Origin of the sequence: Nocardioides sp. zg-1228 (assembly GCF_017086465.1) — a bacterium.
In the GTDB taxonomy this organism is placed as follows: domain Bacteria; phylum Actinomycetota; class Actinomycetes; order Propionibacteriales; family Nocardioidaceae; genus Nocardioides.
The window spans coordinates 1,893,409-1,910,219 of the sequence record NZ_CP070961.1 but is presented as its reverse complement, the minus strand read 5'-3'; the positions used below and the strand labels follow the sequence as shown (position 1 = coordinate 1,910,219).

The following is a 16,811-nucleotide window of genomic DNA, read 5'->3' as shown; positions in this document are numbered from 1 at the left end:
TAGTACGCTCGCAGAGCAGCGGTACTCTCCGCGCACGCAGGTCAGGAACTTCATATGGGCATCGGCTACGCCACCGCATATCGCGCCGGGATCACTCCCTGGGAGAAGGCGAGCCGCGAGGACCAGCCCACCCTCCTGCACCTCCTCGATCACGAGGAGACCCTTCGCCCCGACCGGCTCCGTCGCGCGATCGACCTCGGCTGCGGCCGCGGCGCCAACACCAAGCTCCTCGTCGACCGCGGCTGGGACGCCATGGGGATCGACTTCGTCCGCCAGGCCGTCGACGTCGCCGTGCGCCGCAACGGCCTCGACGACGCCCGGTTCGTCATCGGCGACGTGCGCCACCTGGTGCACTCCGGCGTGGGCAACCGGTTCGACCTGTTCCTCGACGTCGGGTGCTTCCAGAGCCTCGACGACGCCGGCCGCACCCTCATGGCCGGCGGTGTCACCGAGCTCGCCGAGCCCGACGCCACCATCCTGATGCGTACGGGCGGCCCGCGGGCGTGGCCCATCCGCGCGCGCAACGCCGTGCGTCACGACATCGAGCGCGCCTACCGCGGCTGGGACGTGACGGCCGTGTCGGGCATCGGCTCGACCGACGCCGCAGCTCCCGCCCGCGCGCCCGGCGGGCGTCGCGGCGAGTGGTTCCGCCTCACCCGCGCCTGATCCTGTCCGGGGGCCCAACTGGCTGCTGTCGGAGTCCCCGCTCGAGCGGGGAGTCTGACACTTGGAGGCCTTTGCAACCGCCTCCAGGTGTCGAAGTCCCCGCTCGAGCGGGGACTTCGACGACGACACGGGACGGCCAGGGACGGGGCCCGCGGGAGCTCAGCGCTCCAGGATGGCGACGACCCCCTGGCCGCCGGCGGCGCAGATCGAGATCAGCGCCCGGCCCGAGCCCTTCTGGGCGAGCAGCTTCGCGGCGACGGGGAGGATCCGGCCGCCGGTGGCGGCGAAGGGGTGGGCCGCGGCGAGCGAGGAGCCGTTGACGTTGAGCCGGTCGTGGTCGATGGCGCCGAGCGGGGCGTCGAGGCCGAGCCGCTCGGTGCAGAACACCGGGTCCTCCCAGGCCGCGAGCGTCGCCAGCACCTGCGAGGCGAACGCCTCGTGGATCTCGTAGTAGTCGAAGTCCTGCAGCGTGAGCCCGTTGCGCGCGAGCATCCGCGGCACGGCGTACGCCGGAGCCATCAGCAGGCCCTCGTGCCCGTTGACGTAGTCGACGGCCGCGGTCTCGGCGTCGACGAGGTGCGCGAGCACCGGCAGGCCGCGCTCCTGCGCCCACTCGTCGCTGGAGAGCAGCACCGCGGACGCACCGTCGGACAGCGGGGTGCTGTTGCCGGCGGTCATCGTGGCCGCTGCGCCCTTGCCGAAGACAGGCGGGAGCGCCGCGAGCCGCTCCACCGACGTGTCGGGGCGCAGGTTGTTGTCGCGCTCGACCCCGCGGAACGGCGTCACGAGGTCGTCGTGGAAGCCCTCGTCGTACGAGCGGGCGAGGTGGTGGTGCGAGCGCGCGGCCAGCTCGTCCTGGGCCTCGCGGGTGATCCGCCACTCGAGGGCGGTCAGCGCCGCGTGCTCGCCCATGGAGAGGCCGGTGCGGGGCTCGCCGTTCTGCGGGATGTCGAGGCCGATGTCGCCGGGACGGATCGAGCCGAGGGCCTTGAGCCGGCCGGCGGTGTCCTTGGCGGCGCTGACGCGCATCAGCTTGCGACGGAGCTTGTCGCTGATCGCGACCGGAGCGTCGGAGGTGGTGTCGGTGCCGCCCGCGACGCCGGCGTCCACGACGCCGAGGGCGATCTTGTCGGCCACCTGGATCGCGGCCTGCAGCCCGGTGCCGCACGCCTGCTGGATGTCGATGGCCGGGGTCTCGGGCGCGAGGCGGGAGCCGAGGACGCACTCGCGGGTCAGGTTGAAGTCGCGCGAGTGTTTGAGCACGGCGCCGGCGACGACCTCGCCGAGCCGCTCGCCCCGCAGGTCGAACCGGTCGACCAGGCCGTCGATCGCCGCGGTGAGCATCTCCTGGTTGGAGACCCCGGCGTAGACGGTGTGGGAGCGCGCGAACGGGATGCGGTTGCCGCCGACGACGGCGACGGGGCGGGTGGTGGGCTGCATGTTCCTATCCTTGCCGCAGCGCCGGCTCCCGCCAACGGCGGGAGGGCCACGCCACCCGAAGCGGACTCCGAGCCGCGCCCGTCCCGTCCCCCACCCCGCGAAGAGGCAGGCTCCCACCATGCGTGACCGCTACCAGGGCTTCGTGTCCTCCCCGATCGGCAAGCAGCTCGTCAAGGTCCTCGGCCTGCCCGACCCGACCCCGCTCCAGCGCTGGTCCGAGGGTGCGCCCCTGGTCGACGGGCTCGTGATCCTCGGCGGTGCGGGCCGCCTGGCCGAGACCCTCCCCACCACGCTCGACGGGCTCGGCATCGCCTCGGCGACGACCCTCGGGGACGACGCCCGCGCCAAGGCGCTCGTGTTCGACGCCACCGGCATCACCGACACCACCGCCCTGGTCGCGCTGCAGGAGTTCTTCACCCCGCTCATGCGGCGCCTCGAGCCGTGCCCGCGGGTCGTCGTCCTCGGGACGCCGCCCGAGCAGCGCACCGGCTCCGAGCGGGTCGCCCAGCGCGCGCTCGAGGGGTTCACCCGCTCGCTCAGCAAGGAGATCGGCCGCGGTGGCACCGTGCAGCTCGTCTACGTCGCCCCGGCCGCCGACGGCGCGATCGCCTCGACCCTGGCGTTCCTGCTCTCCCCCAGGTCGGCCTACGTCTCCGGCCAGGTGGTGCGCGTCGGCAGCCACGGCGCCGCGACCACCACCGTGCCGGCCACCGACCCGGAGCGCCCGCTGGCCGGCAAGGTCGCGCTGGTGACCGGGGCCAGCCGCGGCATCGGCGAGGAGATCGCGCGCGTCCTGCACCGCGACGGCGCGCGGGTCGTCGGCGTCGACGTGCCGCAGGCGGCCAGCGAGCTGCAGACCCTGATGGCCGAGCTCGACGGTGACCACCTGGTGCTCGACATCACCGTCAAGGACGCGCCGCAGCGCATCGCCCACCACCTGCGCGAGCACCACGGCGGCGTCGACGTGGTCGTGCACAACGCGGGCATCACCCGCGACCGGAGGCTCGCCAACATGGACGCCGAGCGCTGGAGCAGCGTCATCGCCGTCAACCTCACCGCGCCCGAGCGGATCACCCGCGAGCTGCTCGACTCGGGGGTCCTCCGCGCCGACGGCCGGATCGTCGGCGTCGCCTCCACCTCGGGCATCGCCGGCAACGTCGGCCAGACCAACTACGCCACGTCGAAGGCCGGCGTGATCGGGCTCGTCGAGAGCCTGCGCGACGAGCTCGACGGCGGCACCACCGTCAACGCCGTCGCTCCCGGCTTCATCGTCACTCAGATGACCGGGGCCGTGCCGTTCCTGACCCGGGAGGTCGGCCAGCGCCTCAACGCCATGTCGCAGGGCGGCCTGCCGATCGACGTCGCAGAGACGGTCGCGTGGCTCGCGAGCCCCGGGTCGGCGGCCGTCAACGGCAACGTCGTGCGGGTGTGCGGCCAGATGATGCTGGGGGCGTGATGGCGGGCGACTCGGTCGCCGCGCTGGTGCGCGCCGCGCTCCCGGCGGTGCCGCTCGTCAACCGGCTGCCCGGCATCCGCAAGGGCGACGTCGGCGAGTTCAGCGGCCTGGCCCGCAGCCGTGGCGGCGTGGTCGTCGAGCGGGCCCGCGTCGACGCGTACGCCGACGTGTGCGGCTTCCCCCGCCGCGACGTCGTGCCCGTCACGTACCCGCACCTGTTGGCGTTCCCGCTGCACGTGGCGATCATGACCGACCGGGCGTTCCCCTACGCCGCTATCGGGATGGTGCACGTGGCGAACAGCATCACCGCGCGCCGTGAGGTCGCGGTGGGTGAGCGCCTCGACGTCGCCACAGCGGTGGGCCGGCCGCGACCGCACGCGAGGGGCGTGCTGCTCGACTTCACCACCACGGTCTCCGGCGACGACGGCAGCGCGTGGGAGTCCACCTCCACCTACCTCCGCCGCGGGGCGTCCGTCCCCGGCGAGCCCGCACCCGGCCTGCAGGTCCCGGACCCGCCCAGCGGAGGCGTCGAGTGGCGGCTGCCCGCCGGCCTCGGGCGCACGTACGCCGGGGTGTCAGGCGACGCCAACCCGATCCACCTGCACGCCCTGCCGGCGCGGGCACTGGGGTTCCCGCGCCAGATCGCCCACGGCATGTGGACGCTCGCCCGGTCGGTGGCCGCGATCGAGAACCGGCTCCCGGCGGCCGTGACGGTCGAGGCTGCGTTCAAGAAGCCGGTGCTGCTGCCCGCCACCGTGGCCTACGCCGCGCGCCACGACGACCACGGCTGGACCTTGGCGCTGACCAACCCGACCGACGGGTCCCCGCACCTGCTCGGCCGGACCTCCCCCGCCTGACGGTTCATCAAGGTATGCAGGGCAACCCGCACTTCCCGGCCTCAATTGATCGAGGGAAGTGCCGGTCCAGCGACATACCTTGATGAACCATCGGCGACGGCGCGCCGCACCGCGGATCGGGCTAGGCGCGGTCGTCGCGCAGCCGGATCAGGCCCTCCTGGGCGACGGTCGCGACGAGCTCACCCGTCCGCGAGAACACCCGCGCCAGGGCGAGCCCGCGCGCTCCCCCGGCGAACGGCGCGAACTGGTCGTAGAGCCACCAGTCGTCGGCGCGGAAGGGACGGTGGAACCAGATCGTGTGGTCGAGCGAGGCGGGCTGGAGGCGGGGCGAGCCGATGTGGATGCCGTGCGGGACCAGGGTCGCGCCGAGCAGCGTCAGGTCGCTGGCGTAGGTGAACGCCGCCTGCTGCGTCGTGACGTCGTCGCCGAGGTCGCCGTCGACCTTGATCCAGAGCCGGGCGCGGGCCGGCTGGTCCGGGTCCTCGGGGATCCCCATCCCCGTCATGCCGACGTGGCGGATATCGAGCGCCGCCCACTCGCGCTCCCACTGCCCGACGGCGCCGGGCGACAGGCCGCGTGCGAGCTCCGACAGCGGCATCCCCTGCTCCGGGGTCGGCACCTCGGGCATCCGGTCCTGGTGCTCGAGGCCGGGCTCGACCACCTGGAAGTCGGCGGTCATGTAGTAGATCGCCCGCCCGTGCTGGCGCGCAGAGACGCGCCGGGTGACGAACGAGCGGCCGTCGCGGATGCGCTCGACGTCGTAGACGATCGGCACCGTGGTGTCGCCGGGGCGCAGGAAGTAGGAGTGCATCGAGTGCATCACGAAGGTGCTCTCGACGCTGCGGGTGGCGGCCACGACGGCCTGGGCCGCGACCTGGCCGCCGAACACCCGCTGCCGCTCGGTGTCGGCCTGGGCACCCCGGTAGAGGTCCACCTCGAGCTGCTCGAGGTCGAGGAGCGCGGTGAGCTCCGCGGCGCTGCCGGCCATCAGCGGCCGTCCCAGCCGGGGTCGTCGTCGCGCGAGCCGGAGTCGTCCTTGGGGTCGCCGTCGAGGTTGGCCAGGAACGCCTCGAACGCGCTGCCGATCTCCTCGCCGGTGGGCAGCGGGCCGTCGCCGGCCAGCAGGGACGACCCGCTCGCCTCGGCCTCGCGGAAGGAGTCGTACTGCTGCTCCAGGCCACGCACCACCTCGCCGACCTCGTCGTGGCTGGCGAGGTAGCGGTCGACCTCGGTCATGGTGATCTCGGCGGCCTCGCGGAGCTCGGTGAGGTCGATGGTGAGGTGGCCGCCGATCTCGAGGTGCTCGAGCAGCACCAGGGCGGCCTGGGGGTACTCCATCTGGGCGAGGTAGTGCGGGATGTGCGCGACGAAGCCGAGCGCGTCGACGCCCCACTCCCCCAGCCGGATCTCCAGCAGCGCCTGCGCGCTGGCCGGGACCCGCAGCTCGCCCTGCCACGGGCTCTCGCCCGGGACGAGGTCGGGGCGGTTGGCGTGCGGCGTGATGGCGATCGGCCGGGTGTGCGGCACCGCCATCGGCACGGCGCCCATGCTGACCACCCGCGAGACGCCGAAGCGCTCCACGACCTCCCGCACGGCGCGGGCGAAGCCCTCCCACCGGATGTCGGGCTCGGGGCCGGCGAGCAGCAGGAACGGCGTACCGCCGGTGTCGCGCATCGCGCGGACCACCAGCCGGGGCGCCTCGTAGTCGGTGTAGTGGTCGCGGATGAACGTCACGGGCGGGCGGCGCGCGCGGTAGTCGTGCAGCGAGTCGACGTCGAAGGTCGCCACGACCTTGCCCTCCGTCAGCCCGGCGAGGTGGCGCGCGGCGAGCTCGGCGGACTTGCCGGCGTCGAGGAATCCGGTGAGGACGACGACGAGCGTGAGGTCGCCGGCGTCGGCCGGCATCGACAGCTCGGCGTCGTCGACGATGTGCACGAGTCGTTCGGCCATGAGCAGGAGCCTAGTGAGTGCGACCTCGTGACCCGACACACACCCGCCGATGATGGGCAGGCGTTGTTACCCAAGGGTAACGTGGTCTCACCCTGTCCACTGAGAGCCTGGGAGTAGCCAGTGTCCCGACCACAGCGTGAGGTCGTCTTCGTCGACGGCGTACGCACCCCGTTCGGCAAGGCCAAGGGCCAGTACGCCGAGACGCGGGCCGACGACCTCGTCATCAAGTGCATCCGCGAGCTGATGCGCCGCAACCCGTCGCTGCCGCCCGAGCGCGTCGACGAGGTGGCCGTCGCCGCCACCACCCAGATCGGCGACCAGGGCCTGACGATCGGGCGCACCGCCGCCCTCCTCGCCGGACTGCCGCAGAGCGTGCCCGGCTACTCCATCGACCGCATGTGCGCGGGCGCGATGACCGCCGTCACCAACACCGCGTCCGGCATCGCTTTCGGTGCCTACGACGTCGCGATCGCCGGCGGCGTCGAGCACATGGGCCGCCACCCCATGGGCGAGGGCGTCGACCCCAACCCGCGCATCCTCTCGGAGCGGATCGTCGACCCCGACGCGCTCGTGATGGGCAAGACCGCGGAGAACCTGCACGACCGCTACCCCACGATCACCAAGCAGCGCGTCGACGAGTACGCCGTGCGCAGCCAGCAGAAGACCAAGGCCGCCTACGACGCCGGCAAGATCCAGCCCGACCTGGTGCCGGTCGCGACCCGCTCCGCCGAGGCGGGCTGGGGCCTGGCCACGCTCGACGAGCCGATGCGGCCCGAGACGACCATGGAGTCGCTCGCCGGGCTCAAGACCCCCTTCCGCTCCCACGGCAACGTGACCGCGGGCAACGCCGCCGGCATCAACGACGGCGCCACCGCCGCGCTGCTCGCCGACGAGGAGACCGCGCGCGAGCTCGGCCTCCCGGTGAAGATGCGCCTGGTCACCTACGCCTTCGTCGGCGTCGAGCCCGAGGTGATGGGCGCCGGCCCGATCCCGGCGACCGAGAAGGCGCTCAGGCTCGCCGGTCTCACCATCGACGACATCGACGCGTTCGAGGTCAACGAGGCGTTCGCCGTGCAGGTGCTCGCATTCCTCGAGCACTACGGCATCGCCGACGACGACCCGCGGGTCAACCCCTACGGCGGCGCGATCGCGATGGGCCACCCGCTGGCCTCCTCCGGCGTACGCCTGATGAACCAGCTGGCGCGCCAGTTCGAGGAGCGTCCCGAGGTCCGCTACGGCCTCACGACCATGTGCATCGGCATCGGCATGGGCGGCACCGTGATCTGGGAGAACCCGCACTGGACCGGCGCCGGCTCCAGCAGCTCCGACTCGACGGGAGAGACCAAGTGAGCACGCACGACACCAGCATCTACGAGCGCGCGCAGGCGATCGTCTCCGACGCCGAGCGCGTGACCCGCGCCCACCTGCGCACGGTGGCGCTGCCGGGCGTGACGTTCGGGCTGATCACCCTCGACAACGGCGAGGACCACACCAAGCCCAACACGTTCGGGCCGGCGTCGCTGCTCGCCCTCAACGAGGCGATCGACGCGGCCCTGGCCGACGAGACGATCGACGCGATCGCGGTGACGGGCAAGCCGTTCATCCTGGCGGCCGGCGCCGACCTCACCGCCATCCAGGGCGGCGGACCCGACGCCGTACGCACCGTCGGCGAGCTCGGCCACGCGGTGTTCCGCAAGCTGCAGGACGGCGGCAAGCCGTCGTTCGGCCTCGTCAACGGCCTCGCCCTCGGCGGCGGCCTCGAGGTGGCCCTGCACTGCACCTACCGCACCGTCATGGACTCCGCGCCGGCCCTCGGCCTGCCCGAGGTCATGCTCGGCCTGGTCCCCGGCTGGGGCGGCGCCTGGCTGGTGCCCAACCTGGTCGGTGCCGACAAGGCCGTCACGCTGATCGTCGAGAACCCGCTCAACCAGGGCAGGACGCTGGGCGGCCAGGCGGCCTACGACTTCGGGCTGGCCGACGCGGTGTTCGGCGGTGCCGACTTCCTGGAGCAGTCGCTGCTGTGGGCCGCGTCCGTCGTACGTGGCGAGACCGTCGTCGAGCGCCCAGAGGTCGACCGGGGCGAGGCCTGGGACGCCGCGATCGAGCGCGCCCGGGGCATCGTCGCGGCCAAGACCGGCGGCGCGTCCCCTGCCGCCGCGAAGGCCGTCGAGCTCATCGCCGCGGCGCGCGACAGCGACCGCGACACCGGCTTCGCGGCCGAGGACGACGCCCTCGAGGAGCTGTCGAGGACCGCCGAGCTGCTCGCCTCGCTCTACTCGTTCGACCTCGTGCAGAAGCGCGCCAAGCGGCCTGCCGGGGCGCCCGACCGGTCGCTCGCCCGTCCGGTGACGAAGGTCGGCATCGTCGGCGCCGGCCTGATGGCCAGCCAGCTCGCGCTGCTGTTCGTCCGTCGCCTGCAGGTGCCGGTCGTGCTGACCGACCTCGACCAGGAGCGTGCCGACAAGGGCGTGGCCTACGTCCACGCCGAGATCGACAAGCTCCTCGCCAAGGGCCGGATCAACCAGGACAAGGCCAACCGGCACAAGGCGCTGGTCACGGGTGAGACCGACAAGCAGGTCGCCTTCGGTGACGCCGACTTCGTGATCGAGGCCGTCTTCGAGGAGATGGCGATCAAGAAGACGGTCTTCGCCGACGTCGAGAAGGTCGTCTCGCCCGAGTGCGTGCTGGCGACCAACACCTCCTCGCTGTCGATCACCGAGATGGCGGCCGACCTCCAGCACCCCGAGCGGGTCGTGGGCTTCCACTTCTTCAACCCGGTCGCGGTCATGCCGCTGCTGGAGATCGTGAAGGGCGACGCCACCGACGACGCCACCCTGGCCACCGCGTTCGCGACCGGCAAGGCGCTGAAGAAGACCTCGATCCTGGTCAAGGACAGCCCGTCGTTCATCGTCAACCGCCTCCTCGGCCGCTTCCTGGGCGAGGTCGCCAAGGCGGTCGACGCCGGCACCCCGATCGAGACCGCGGACGCCGCGTTCGCCGGCATCGCCCCGATGCCGCCGTTCATGCTGCTCGGCCTCGTCGGCCCGGCGATCGCGCTGCACAACAACGAGACCCTGGCCGGAGCGTTCCCCGACCGCTTCTACGTCTCGCCGCTCCTGGAGCGGGTCGTGGCGGAGAAGAAGACCTCGTTCTACCTGCCCGACCTCTCCATCGACCCGGAGATCAAGGCCCTGCAGGAGCAGCCGGCGTCTCCGGTCGAGCTGACCAAGGAGGAGCTGCGCGTGGCGGCCCTCTCCGGGCTCGCCGAGGAGGCGCGCCTGATGCTCGACGAGGGCGTCGTCGCGGCCCCGCAGGACATCGACCTGGCGATGATCACCGGCGCCGGGTTCTCCTTCTGGAACGGCGGGCTCACCTTCATGCTCGACGTCCAGGGCATCTCGGAGAAGGTGACCGGCAAGCGGTTCCACTGAGCGGCACACGCCGAGCACGCCGAGTCGGCGCGTCCTGACGCCCCTGACACGTCGAGTCGGCGCGTCCTGACCATTGCGAGGTCAGGATGCGCCGACTCGGCGCCATTTCGGGGTCAGGATGAGCCGACTCGGCGCCATTTCGGGGTCAGGACGAGCCGACTCGGCGCCATTTCGGGGTCAGGACGAGCCGACTCGTGCCTGGGTGGGGTCAGCCGCCGGAGGGTGTGTCGGACGGCCGGGCGTGCTTGTCGTACTCCCCGCGGCCGAGCCGGGAGTGGGTGCGGCCGTACGCGAAGTAGACGACGAGGCCGATCGCCATCCACACCACGAACCGGACCCAGGTGTCGCCCTTGAGGTTGAGCATCAGGTAGCCGCACAGCAGCACCGAGACGCTCGCGACCAGCGGGGCGGCGGGCGTCCGGAAGCCGCGCGGGAGGTCGGGACGCTGGCGGCGCAGCACCACGACGCCCGCGCTGACCAGCACGAACGCGAACAGCGTGCCGATGTTGACCATCTCGACGAGGGTGGCGAGGTCGACGAACCCGCCCAGGCAGGCCACGGCGACGCCGGTGATGGCGGTGAAGATGTAGGGCGTCCCGAACCTCGGGTGGACCCGCGCCAGGCGTCGGGGTAGGAGACCGTCGCGCGCCATGGCGAACCCCACGCGCGTCTGGCCGAGCATCAGGATCATCACGACCACGATCAGGCCGATGCAGGCGCCGATCGCGATGAGCCGTCCCATCCATTCCATGCCGACCGCGTCGAACGCCGTCGCCAGCGGGGCGGCGTCGTTCTCGTCGATGTCGCGGTAGTTCTGCATGCCGGTGACGACCAGGCTGACGGCCATGTAGAGCACCGTGACGATCGCCAGCGACCCGAGGATGCCGCGCGGGATGTCGCGCTGGGGGTTGCGCGTCTCCTCGGCGGTCGTCGCGACGATGTCGAAGCCGATGAACGCGAAGAAGACCGTGGCCGCGGCGGCGATGACGCCGGCCACGCCGTACACCGCCGGGTCGATGCCGAGGAGGGTGCTGATGAGGGAGGAGTCCATGAAGCCGGCGTCGCCCGCGGGTGCCGGCTCCGAGGGCGGGATGAACGGCGAGTAGTTGGCGGTGTCGATGTGGCTGATGCCGAAGACGATGACGGCCGCGACGACCAGCAGCTTGATGGCGACGACGACCTGGTTGAGCACGCTGGAGAACTTGATGCCGGCGATCAGCACGACCGTCACGAGCAGCGAGATGATGATCGCCGGGAGGTCCATGGTGCCGCCGGCGGCCGAGCCCAGCGAGGCCGGCACCTCCAGGAACGTGCCGTCGAACACCTCCTGGAAGTAGCCGGAGAAGCTGGTCGCGAGCGCCGCCGACCCGATGGTGAACTCCAGCACGAGGTCCCAGCCGATGATCCAGGCGATCAGCTCGCCGAACGTGGCGTAGGAGAACGTGTACGCGCTCCCCGCGACGGGCACCGTCGAGGCGAACTCGGCGTAGCAGAGGGCGGCGAGCGCGCAGGCCAGGCCCGCGATCGCGAAGGCCAGGGTGATCGCCGGGCCGGCGTTGGTCTTGGCCACGGTGCCGGTGATGACGAAGATGCCGGCGCCGATGATGACCCCGACACCGAACACCATCAGGTCGAGGACGCCGAGGTTCTTCTTCAGCCGGTGCTCGGGCTCGTCGGTCTCGGCGATCGACTGCTCGACTGACTTCGTCCGGAAGACGCTCATCACAGCAACCTAGGACCGCCCGGCCCCGACCGTCGACCCCTCCGCCGAGCCTCCCGTCGGCAGGGACACCCGGGTGCTGTTCAGGCGGTGTGGTCGACCTCGACGACGGTGAGCCCCCGGTCGAGGGCGGTGACGTCCTCGACGATCGAGCGGGCGAGGGTCTGCGCGTCGAGCCCGATGCGGGCGAGGATGGCGTCGCGCTTGGCGTGGTCGAGGAACTCCTGCGGGATGCCGTGGAGGCGGAACGGCGTACGCACGCCCGCGTCGGTGAGCGCCTGGAGCAGCGCGGTGCCACACCCGCCGACGCGCCCGTTGTCCTCGACGCTCACCACGAGGCGGTGCTCGCGGGCGAGGTCGATCAGAGCGGGGTCGACCGGCTTCACCCAGCGGGGGTCCACCACCGTGACCCCGATCCCCTGGGCGGTCAGTCGCGACGCCACGTCGACGGCGGTCGTGGCCATCGACCCGACGGCCACGATCAGCACGTCGCGCTCACCCGAGCGCACGAGCACGTCGGCGCCGCCGGCGCGGCCGATGGCGGGGACGTCCTCCGGCGGCGGGCCCTTGGGGAAGCGCACCACCGTCGGGGCGTCGTCGACCTGGACCGCCTCGTCGAGCAGCTCGCCCAGCCGCGTGACGTCGCGCGGTGCCGCCAGCCGCAGGCCCGGGACGACCTGGAGGATCGACATGTCCCACATGCCGTTGTGGCTGGCCCCGTCGTCGCCGGTGACGCCCGAGCGGTCGAGCACGAACGTGACGCCGCAGCGGTGCAGGGCGACGTCCATCAGCACCTGGTCGAAGGCGCGGTTGAGGAAGGTCGCGTAGACGGCGAAGACGGGGTGCAGGCCACCCATCGCCAGGCCGGCGGCCGACGTGACGGCGTGCTGCTCGGCGATGCCGACGTCGAACGTGCGCTCGGGGTACTTCTCGGCGAACACGTCGAGGCCGACGGGGTGCATCATGGCCGCGGTGATCGCCACCACGTCCTCGCGGCGGGCGCCGAGGTCGACGATGGCCTCGGAGAAGTGGTCGGTCCAGATCTTGCCCTTGGGCTTCTCCGCACCGGTCTGCACGTCGAACGGGCCGGGCGCGTGGAACTGGTCGGCCTCGTGGCGCAGCGCCGGGTCGTAGCCCTGGCCCTTGCGGGTCAGGGCGTGGACGATCACGGGGCCGTCGAAGCGCTTGGCGCTGGCCAGCGCCTGCTCCATCGCGGTCCGGTCGTGTCCGTCGACGGGGCCGACGTACTTCAGGCCGAGGTCCTCGAAGAGGCCCTGCGGGGCGATCGCGTCCTTCATCCCCTTCTTGACGGCGTGGAGGGCGTCGTAGGCCGCGTGGCCGACGCCGGGCACGGCGTTGAGCCGCTTCTTCACCAGGTCGAGGACCTGCTCGTAGCGGGGGTTGGTGCGCAGCGAGGTCAGCGCGGTGGCGAGCCCGCCGATGGTCGGCGTGTAGGAGCGCTCGTTGTCGTTGACGACGATCACCAGGCGGCTCTTCTTCGCGATGGCGATGTTGTTGAGGGCCTCCCACGCCATGCCGCCGGTCAGCGCGCCGTCGCCGATGACGGCGACGACGTGGCGCTCGTCACCGCGGATCGCGTAGGCCTTGGCGAGCCCGTCGGCGTAGGACAGGGCGGTCGAGGCGTGCGAGTTCTCGACGATGTCGTGCTCGGACTCGGCCTGGCTCGGGTAGCCGCTGAGGCCGCCCTCCTTGCGCAGGGTGTCGAAGTCGGTGTGGCGCCCGGTGACGAGCTTGTGCACGTACGACTGGTGGCCGGTGTCGAAGACGACGCGGTCGTGGGGAGAGTCGAAGACGCGGTGGATCGCGAGCGTCAGCTCGACCACACCGAGGTTGGGGCCCAGGTGACCCGAGTTGGTCGCGACCGTGCGGATCATCACGTCGCGGATCTCGGCCGCGAGCTCGTCGAGCTGCTCCGCGGTGAGGCCGCGGAGGTCGCGCGGGGAGGCGATCGAGTCGAGGAGAGCCATGGGGCAGGAGTCTATTTCATGGACGGTCGATGACTGCTACCGACGGCTCGTGCAGGCTGCCCAGCCAGACGCGTCCGTCGTGCTCCCGCACCCCGGTCACCATGTGGAAGCCGGGGCCGTCGCCGGGCCGCTCGAGGTCGAGGTCGTGCACCAGCCGCCCTGTGTCGTCGTAGGCCTGCACCCGGATCGTCTGCGCCGGCCTGGGCTGGAGCCTCTCGGGGATCCGCGTGATCGCCCGACGCAGTAGGAGCGGCGCGGACCCCAGGCGCTCGACGAGGCCGTCGACCGGGCTCGCGACGGCCACCCAGATGAGCCCGTCGCTCCCCCGGCTGATGTTGTCGGGGTAGCCCGGGAGGTCGGTGACGAGGTGGTCGCGCTCCCCCGCCCTCGGCCCGGCCAGCCACAGGCGTACGACGGTGCGCCCGCGGCACTCGGCGACCGCGACGTAGGACTCGTCGGCGGCCAGCGCCACGCCGTTGGCGAACGCCAACCCGGTGAGCACCACCTCGACGGAGCCGTCGGGGTCGCGGCGCACCAGCCGGCCGGTGCGGGTGTCCTGGACGAAGTCGTCCTTCCACCGCTCGACGCCGAAGTGCAGCGAGGAGTCGCTGAACCAGATGGTGCCGTCGGCCGCGACGGCCGCGTTGTTGCAGAACATCATCGCCCGGCCCTCGACCCGGTCGACCAGCACCTCCACGGCGCCGGTCCCGAGCGACACCCGCAGCACGCCGCGGCGCGCGTCGCACACCACGAGGTCGCCGTCGGGCAGCAGCTCGAGCCCGAGCGGGCGGCCACCTGTGTCGGCGACCCGTCGGGTGCTGCCGGTGGCCGGGTCGAGCGCCCAGATCACGCCGTCCTCGGTGCCGGTGAGGACGGTGCCGTCCATGGTGACGACCACGTCCTCGGCACCCATCGACGGGACGGGGTGCACGGTCAGGCTGGGGCGGCTCATGGGGTCATCGTGGCGTAGACGTCGCTGCCGAGGAAGGCCGGAACGATGTCGATCGCGGCCGAGGTCAGGTCGAGCCCGCGCGCGACCTCGGGGTCGACGAAGATGATCCGGCGGCCCTCGCGGCAGTCGATGTCGGCGTCGGTCAGGTCGGTGGCGGCGACGAACACCTGCATCACGTCCCAGGTGCCGTAGGCCTCCCGGTGGTCGACGACGAACTCGCGGAAGAGCCGCAGCCCGCCGGGCGGAAGGCGTACGCCGGTCTCCTCCTCCAGCTCGCGGTGGGCAGCGGGCTCGAAGTCCTCCCCGGGCTCGACGTGGCCTCCGGCGAGTCCCCACTTCTCGGGGTCGATGCGCGGGTGCTCGTCGCGCTCCTGCAGCAGGATCCAACCCCTGCGGTCGACCAGGATGACGCCGGCGAAGCGGCGCGGGTCGGGGCCGGGGTCGAAGGGGTGGTCGTCGATCCACCGACCGAGGGACGGCTCGACGAGCCGGGTGGACGGGACGAGGTCGAGGTCGGCCAACCGAGCCGGCGCGACGAACACCATCTGCCGGCCCTCGTGGCACTCCAGGTCGCGGTCGCCGAGCGTCGTACGGGCCACGAAGGCGTGGAACCGGAAGGTCCCGCGGTCGGTGGCGAGCTCGAACCGGCCGAGGTCGGTGAGCTCATCGGGCGCCGCCGCGACGCCCGTCTCCTCGGCGAGCTCGCGCGCGGCTCCGACCACGGGCTCCTCACCCTCCTCGAGACCGCCACCGGGAAAGCACCACATGTCGGGCCAGACCGGGGCGTGCTCGTCGCGCTCCTGCATCAGCACGCGCCCGCGCGGATCGACCAGCGTCACCTGCACGAAGTCGGTCCGGATCGCGCTCGCGCACCACTGCCGCACCAGATCGAGGGTCAGCTCCGTTGCGCGGTGGAGCGGCCGGCCGGCGAGGTCGTCGAGGTCGACGAAGTCCATCTGCCGGCCCTCGCCGCACACGACGTCCTCGTCGGTGGCCCTCGTCCGCACCGCGAAGAGCTCGAACTCGTCGTCGCCGCCGCACCCGTCGCTGTGGAAGCGTCGTACCCCCAACGACTCGAGGTCGTCGGCCGCGACGACCAGTCCGGTCTCCTCCGCGAGCTCGCGGACGGCCGCCGCCGCGAAGTCCTCGCCGTCCTCGAGGTCGCCGCCGGGATAGCCCCAACGCCCCGGCTCGTGGACGGCGTCGTGCCCGCGCTCCTGCACCAGGACCCGCCCGTGTGGGTCGACGACGGCCACCGCGGCGAATCGATGCATCCGCCGACCCTAGCCAGCCCTCACATCCGCACCCGGTAGCGACGCCCGCGGAGCGCGTCCTCGACGAGACCCACCTCGCGGCGTACGCCGAGCAGGCGGGCGTCCTCGAGCTGGAAGGTCTGCACGGCCGCGAGGACGACCGCCTCGTCGGCCACGTCCTTGAGGTCGCCGCGGATCTCGCTCAGCCCCCGGCGCGTGGCGAGCTGCTGGGCCTCGACGTGCAGCACGGCGAAGCGGGCGAGCACGACGACGTGGCGGCGCAGGCCGGAGAAGCGGCGGTAGTCGGGTGGACAGATGTCGAGCAACCAGCTGGCGGCGGTCGCCTCCCAGTCGGGGGCGTCGGGAGGACGGACCTGCCGGGGCCAGCCGGGCGGGGCCACGCCGGGGTGGCCCGACGGCGGCGTGGGCCGTTGGCGGGGCTGCGGCGCAGGGAACACGCCGGCCATTCTATCGAACAGGTGTTCGATCCTACCGACCACCGCCGAGCGCCCGCTCCACCTCCCCGAGCTCCGGGTCGCGCAGGCCGACCAGGTCGAGGCGCCACCACGCGTCCGGGTAGACCAGCCGCCCCGTCATCCACGGTTCGTGGCCCGCGAGCAGCAGGACCTGGCAGGCCGGCTCGGGGATGCGGAACGAGGGCCGCTCGAGGCCGTGTGTCGAGGCCGGGCTCCAGCCGCGGTTGCCGTAGTAGCCGGGCGCACCCTCGAGGAACACCAGTGGCGCGCCGAGACGCTCGGCCACCGGGGGGACCTCGGCGAGCAGCCGGCTCCCGATGCCCCTGCCCTGGCGCTCGGGAGCGACCGCCAGCGGGCTGAGCACCAGCACGTCCACCAGCCGCTCGCGGGCGTCGAGCCAGGCACGGGACAGCGCGACGCACCCGACGATCTCGTCGTCGGCGACGGCGACCAGCTCGACCGCCATGTCCTCCTCGACACCGCGCAGCCGCGCCATCACGTCGTTGATGGCCACCCCGTGCTCACCGAACGCGGCCTCCACGATCCTCTCGACCGCGGGGGTGTCCACGTCGCCGGCCTCGCGCACCTCGACCGTGCCGCCGAGCGCCCTGCCGTCGCTCAC

The 16,811-nt window shown here is 72.4% G+C and carries 14 protein-coding genes; 5 read left to right on the top strand and 9 right to left on the bottom strand.

All coding sequences use genetic code 11. The annotated features are described in order from the left end of the window. Positions 1–54 precede the first annotated feature (54 nt). Complete coding sequence (locus JX575_RS09100) at positions 55–666, top strand: methyltransferase domain-containing protein (protein WP_186342102.1); 612 nt, start codon at positions 55–57, stop codon at positions 664–666. A gap of 159 nt (positions 667–825) precedes the next feature. Here JX575_RS09100 and JX575_RS09095 read toward each other — a convergent pair whose 3' ends face one another. Then, positions 826–2,106, bottom strand: coding sequence for an acetyl-CoA C-acetyltransferase (locus JX575_RS09095; protein WP_186342101.1), 1,281 nt, complete (start codon positions 2,104–2,106; stop codon positions 826–828). A 118-nt stretch (positions 2,107–2,224) separates the two neighbouring features. Here JX575_RS09095 and JX575_RS09090 point away from each other — a divergent pair, with 118 nt between their 5' ends. Beyond that, positions 2,225–3,562 carry a 3-oxoacyl-ACP reductase gene (locus JX575_RS09090; protein WP_186342100.1) on the top strand — a complete coding sequence of 446 codons (1,338 nt, stop codon included), beginning with the start codon at positions 2,225–2,227 and terminating at the stop codon, positions 3,560–3,562. Continuing rightward, positions 3,562–4,419: a MaoC/PaaZ C-terminal domain-containing protein gene (locus JX575_RS09085; RefSeq protein ID WP_186342320.1), complete on the top strand. Its 858-nt coding sequence runs from the start codon at positions 3,562–3,564 to the stop codon at positions 4,417–4,419. Before JX575_RS09090 ends, JX575_RS09085 begins: the two co-directional genes overlap by 1 nt. Before the next feature lie 121 nt (positions 4,420–4,540). On the opposite strand, the gene JX575_RS09080 is transcribed toward JX575_RS09085, so the two are convergent. Both JX575_RS09080 and JX575_RS09075 read right to left on the bottom strand, forming a co-directional pair. Then, positions 4,541–5,407, bottom strand: a complete 867-nt coding sequence (locus tag JX575_RS09080) for an acyl-CoA thioesterase II (protein WP_186342099.1) — start codon at positions 5,405–5,407, stop codon at positions 4,541–4,543. Continuing rightward, positions 5,407–6,369, bottom strand: a complete 963-nt coding sequence (locus JX575_RS09075) for a PAC2 family protein (protein ID WP_186342098.1) — start codon at positions 6,367–6,369, stop codon at positions 5,407–5,409. The genes JX575_RS09080 and JX575_RS09075 overlap by 1 nt, the downstream gene beginning before the upstream one ends. 120 nt (positions 6,370–6,489) lie before the next feature. Here JX575_RS09075 and JX575_RS09070 point away from each other — a divergent pair, with 120 nt between their 5' ends. Together JX575_RS09070 and JX575_RS09065 are read left to right on the top strand one after the other, a co-directional pair. Continuing rightward, positions 6,490–7,719 (top strand): thiolase family protein, encoded by a 1,230-nt coding sequence (locus tag JX575_RS09070; RefSeq protein ID WP_186342097.1) that lies wholly within the window; start codon positions 6,490–6,492, stop codon positions 7,717–7,719. Continuing rightward, positions 7,716–9,800, top strand: a complete 2,085-nt coding sequence (locus tag JX575_RS09065) for a 3-hydroxyacyl-CoA dehydrogenase NAD-binding domain-containing protein (protein WP_186342096.1) — start codon at positions 7,716–7,718, stop codon at positions 9,798–9,800. The genes JX575_RS09070 and JX575_RS09065 overlap by 4 nt, the downstream gene beginning before the upstream one ends. A 208-nt stretch (positions 9,801–10,008) precedes the next feature. On the opposite strand, the gene JX575_RS09060 is transcribed toward JX575_RS09065, so the two are convergent. The 6 genes from JX575_RS09060 to JX575_RS09025 form a co-directional block, all read right to left on the bottom strand. Then, positions 10,009–11,523, bottom strand: coding sequence for an amino acid permease (locus tag JX575_RS09060; RefSeq protein ID WP_186342095.1), 1,515 nt, complete (start codon positions 11,521–11,523; stop codon positions 10,009–10,011). Positions 11,524–11,603: 80 nt separating this feature from the next. Beyond that, a complete protein-coding gene (gene dxs, locus JX575_RS09055; RefSeq protein WP_186342094.1) occupies positions 11,604–13,508 on the bottom strand; it encodes a 1-deoxy-D-xylulose-5-phosphate synthase in 1,905 nt (634 codons plus the stop codon). Between the two features lie 16 nt (positions 13,509–13,524). Then, complete coding sequence (locus JX575_RS09050; RefSeq protein ID WP_186342093.1) at positions 13,525–14,460, bottom strand: SMP-30/gluconolactonase/LRE family protein; 936 nt, start codon at positions 14,458–14,460, stop codon at positions 13,525–13,527. Next, positions 14,457–15,734 (bottom strand): NUDIX domain-containing protein, encoded by a 1,278-nt coding sequence (locus JX575_RS19805; RefSeq protein WP_277395319.1) that lies wholly within the window; start codon positions 15,732–15,734, stop codon positions 14,457–14,459. The genes JX575_RS09050 and JX575_RS19805 overlap by 4 nt, the downstream gene beginning before the upstream one ends. Positions 15,735–15,754: 20 nt before the next feature. After that, positions 15,755–16,171 carry a hypothetical protein gene (locus JX575_RS09030; RefSeq protein ID WP_186342092.1) on the bottom strand — a complete coding sequence of 139 codons (417 nt, stop codon included), beginning with the start codon at positions 16,169–16,171 and terminating at the stop codon, positions 15,755–15,757. A 31-nt stretch (positions 16,172–16,202) separates the two neighbouring features. Further along, positions 16,203–16,811, bottom strand: coding sequence for an N-acetyltransferase (locus JX575_RS09025; protein WP_206054570.1), 609 nt, complete (start codon positions 16,809–16,811; stop codon positions 16,203–16,205).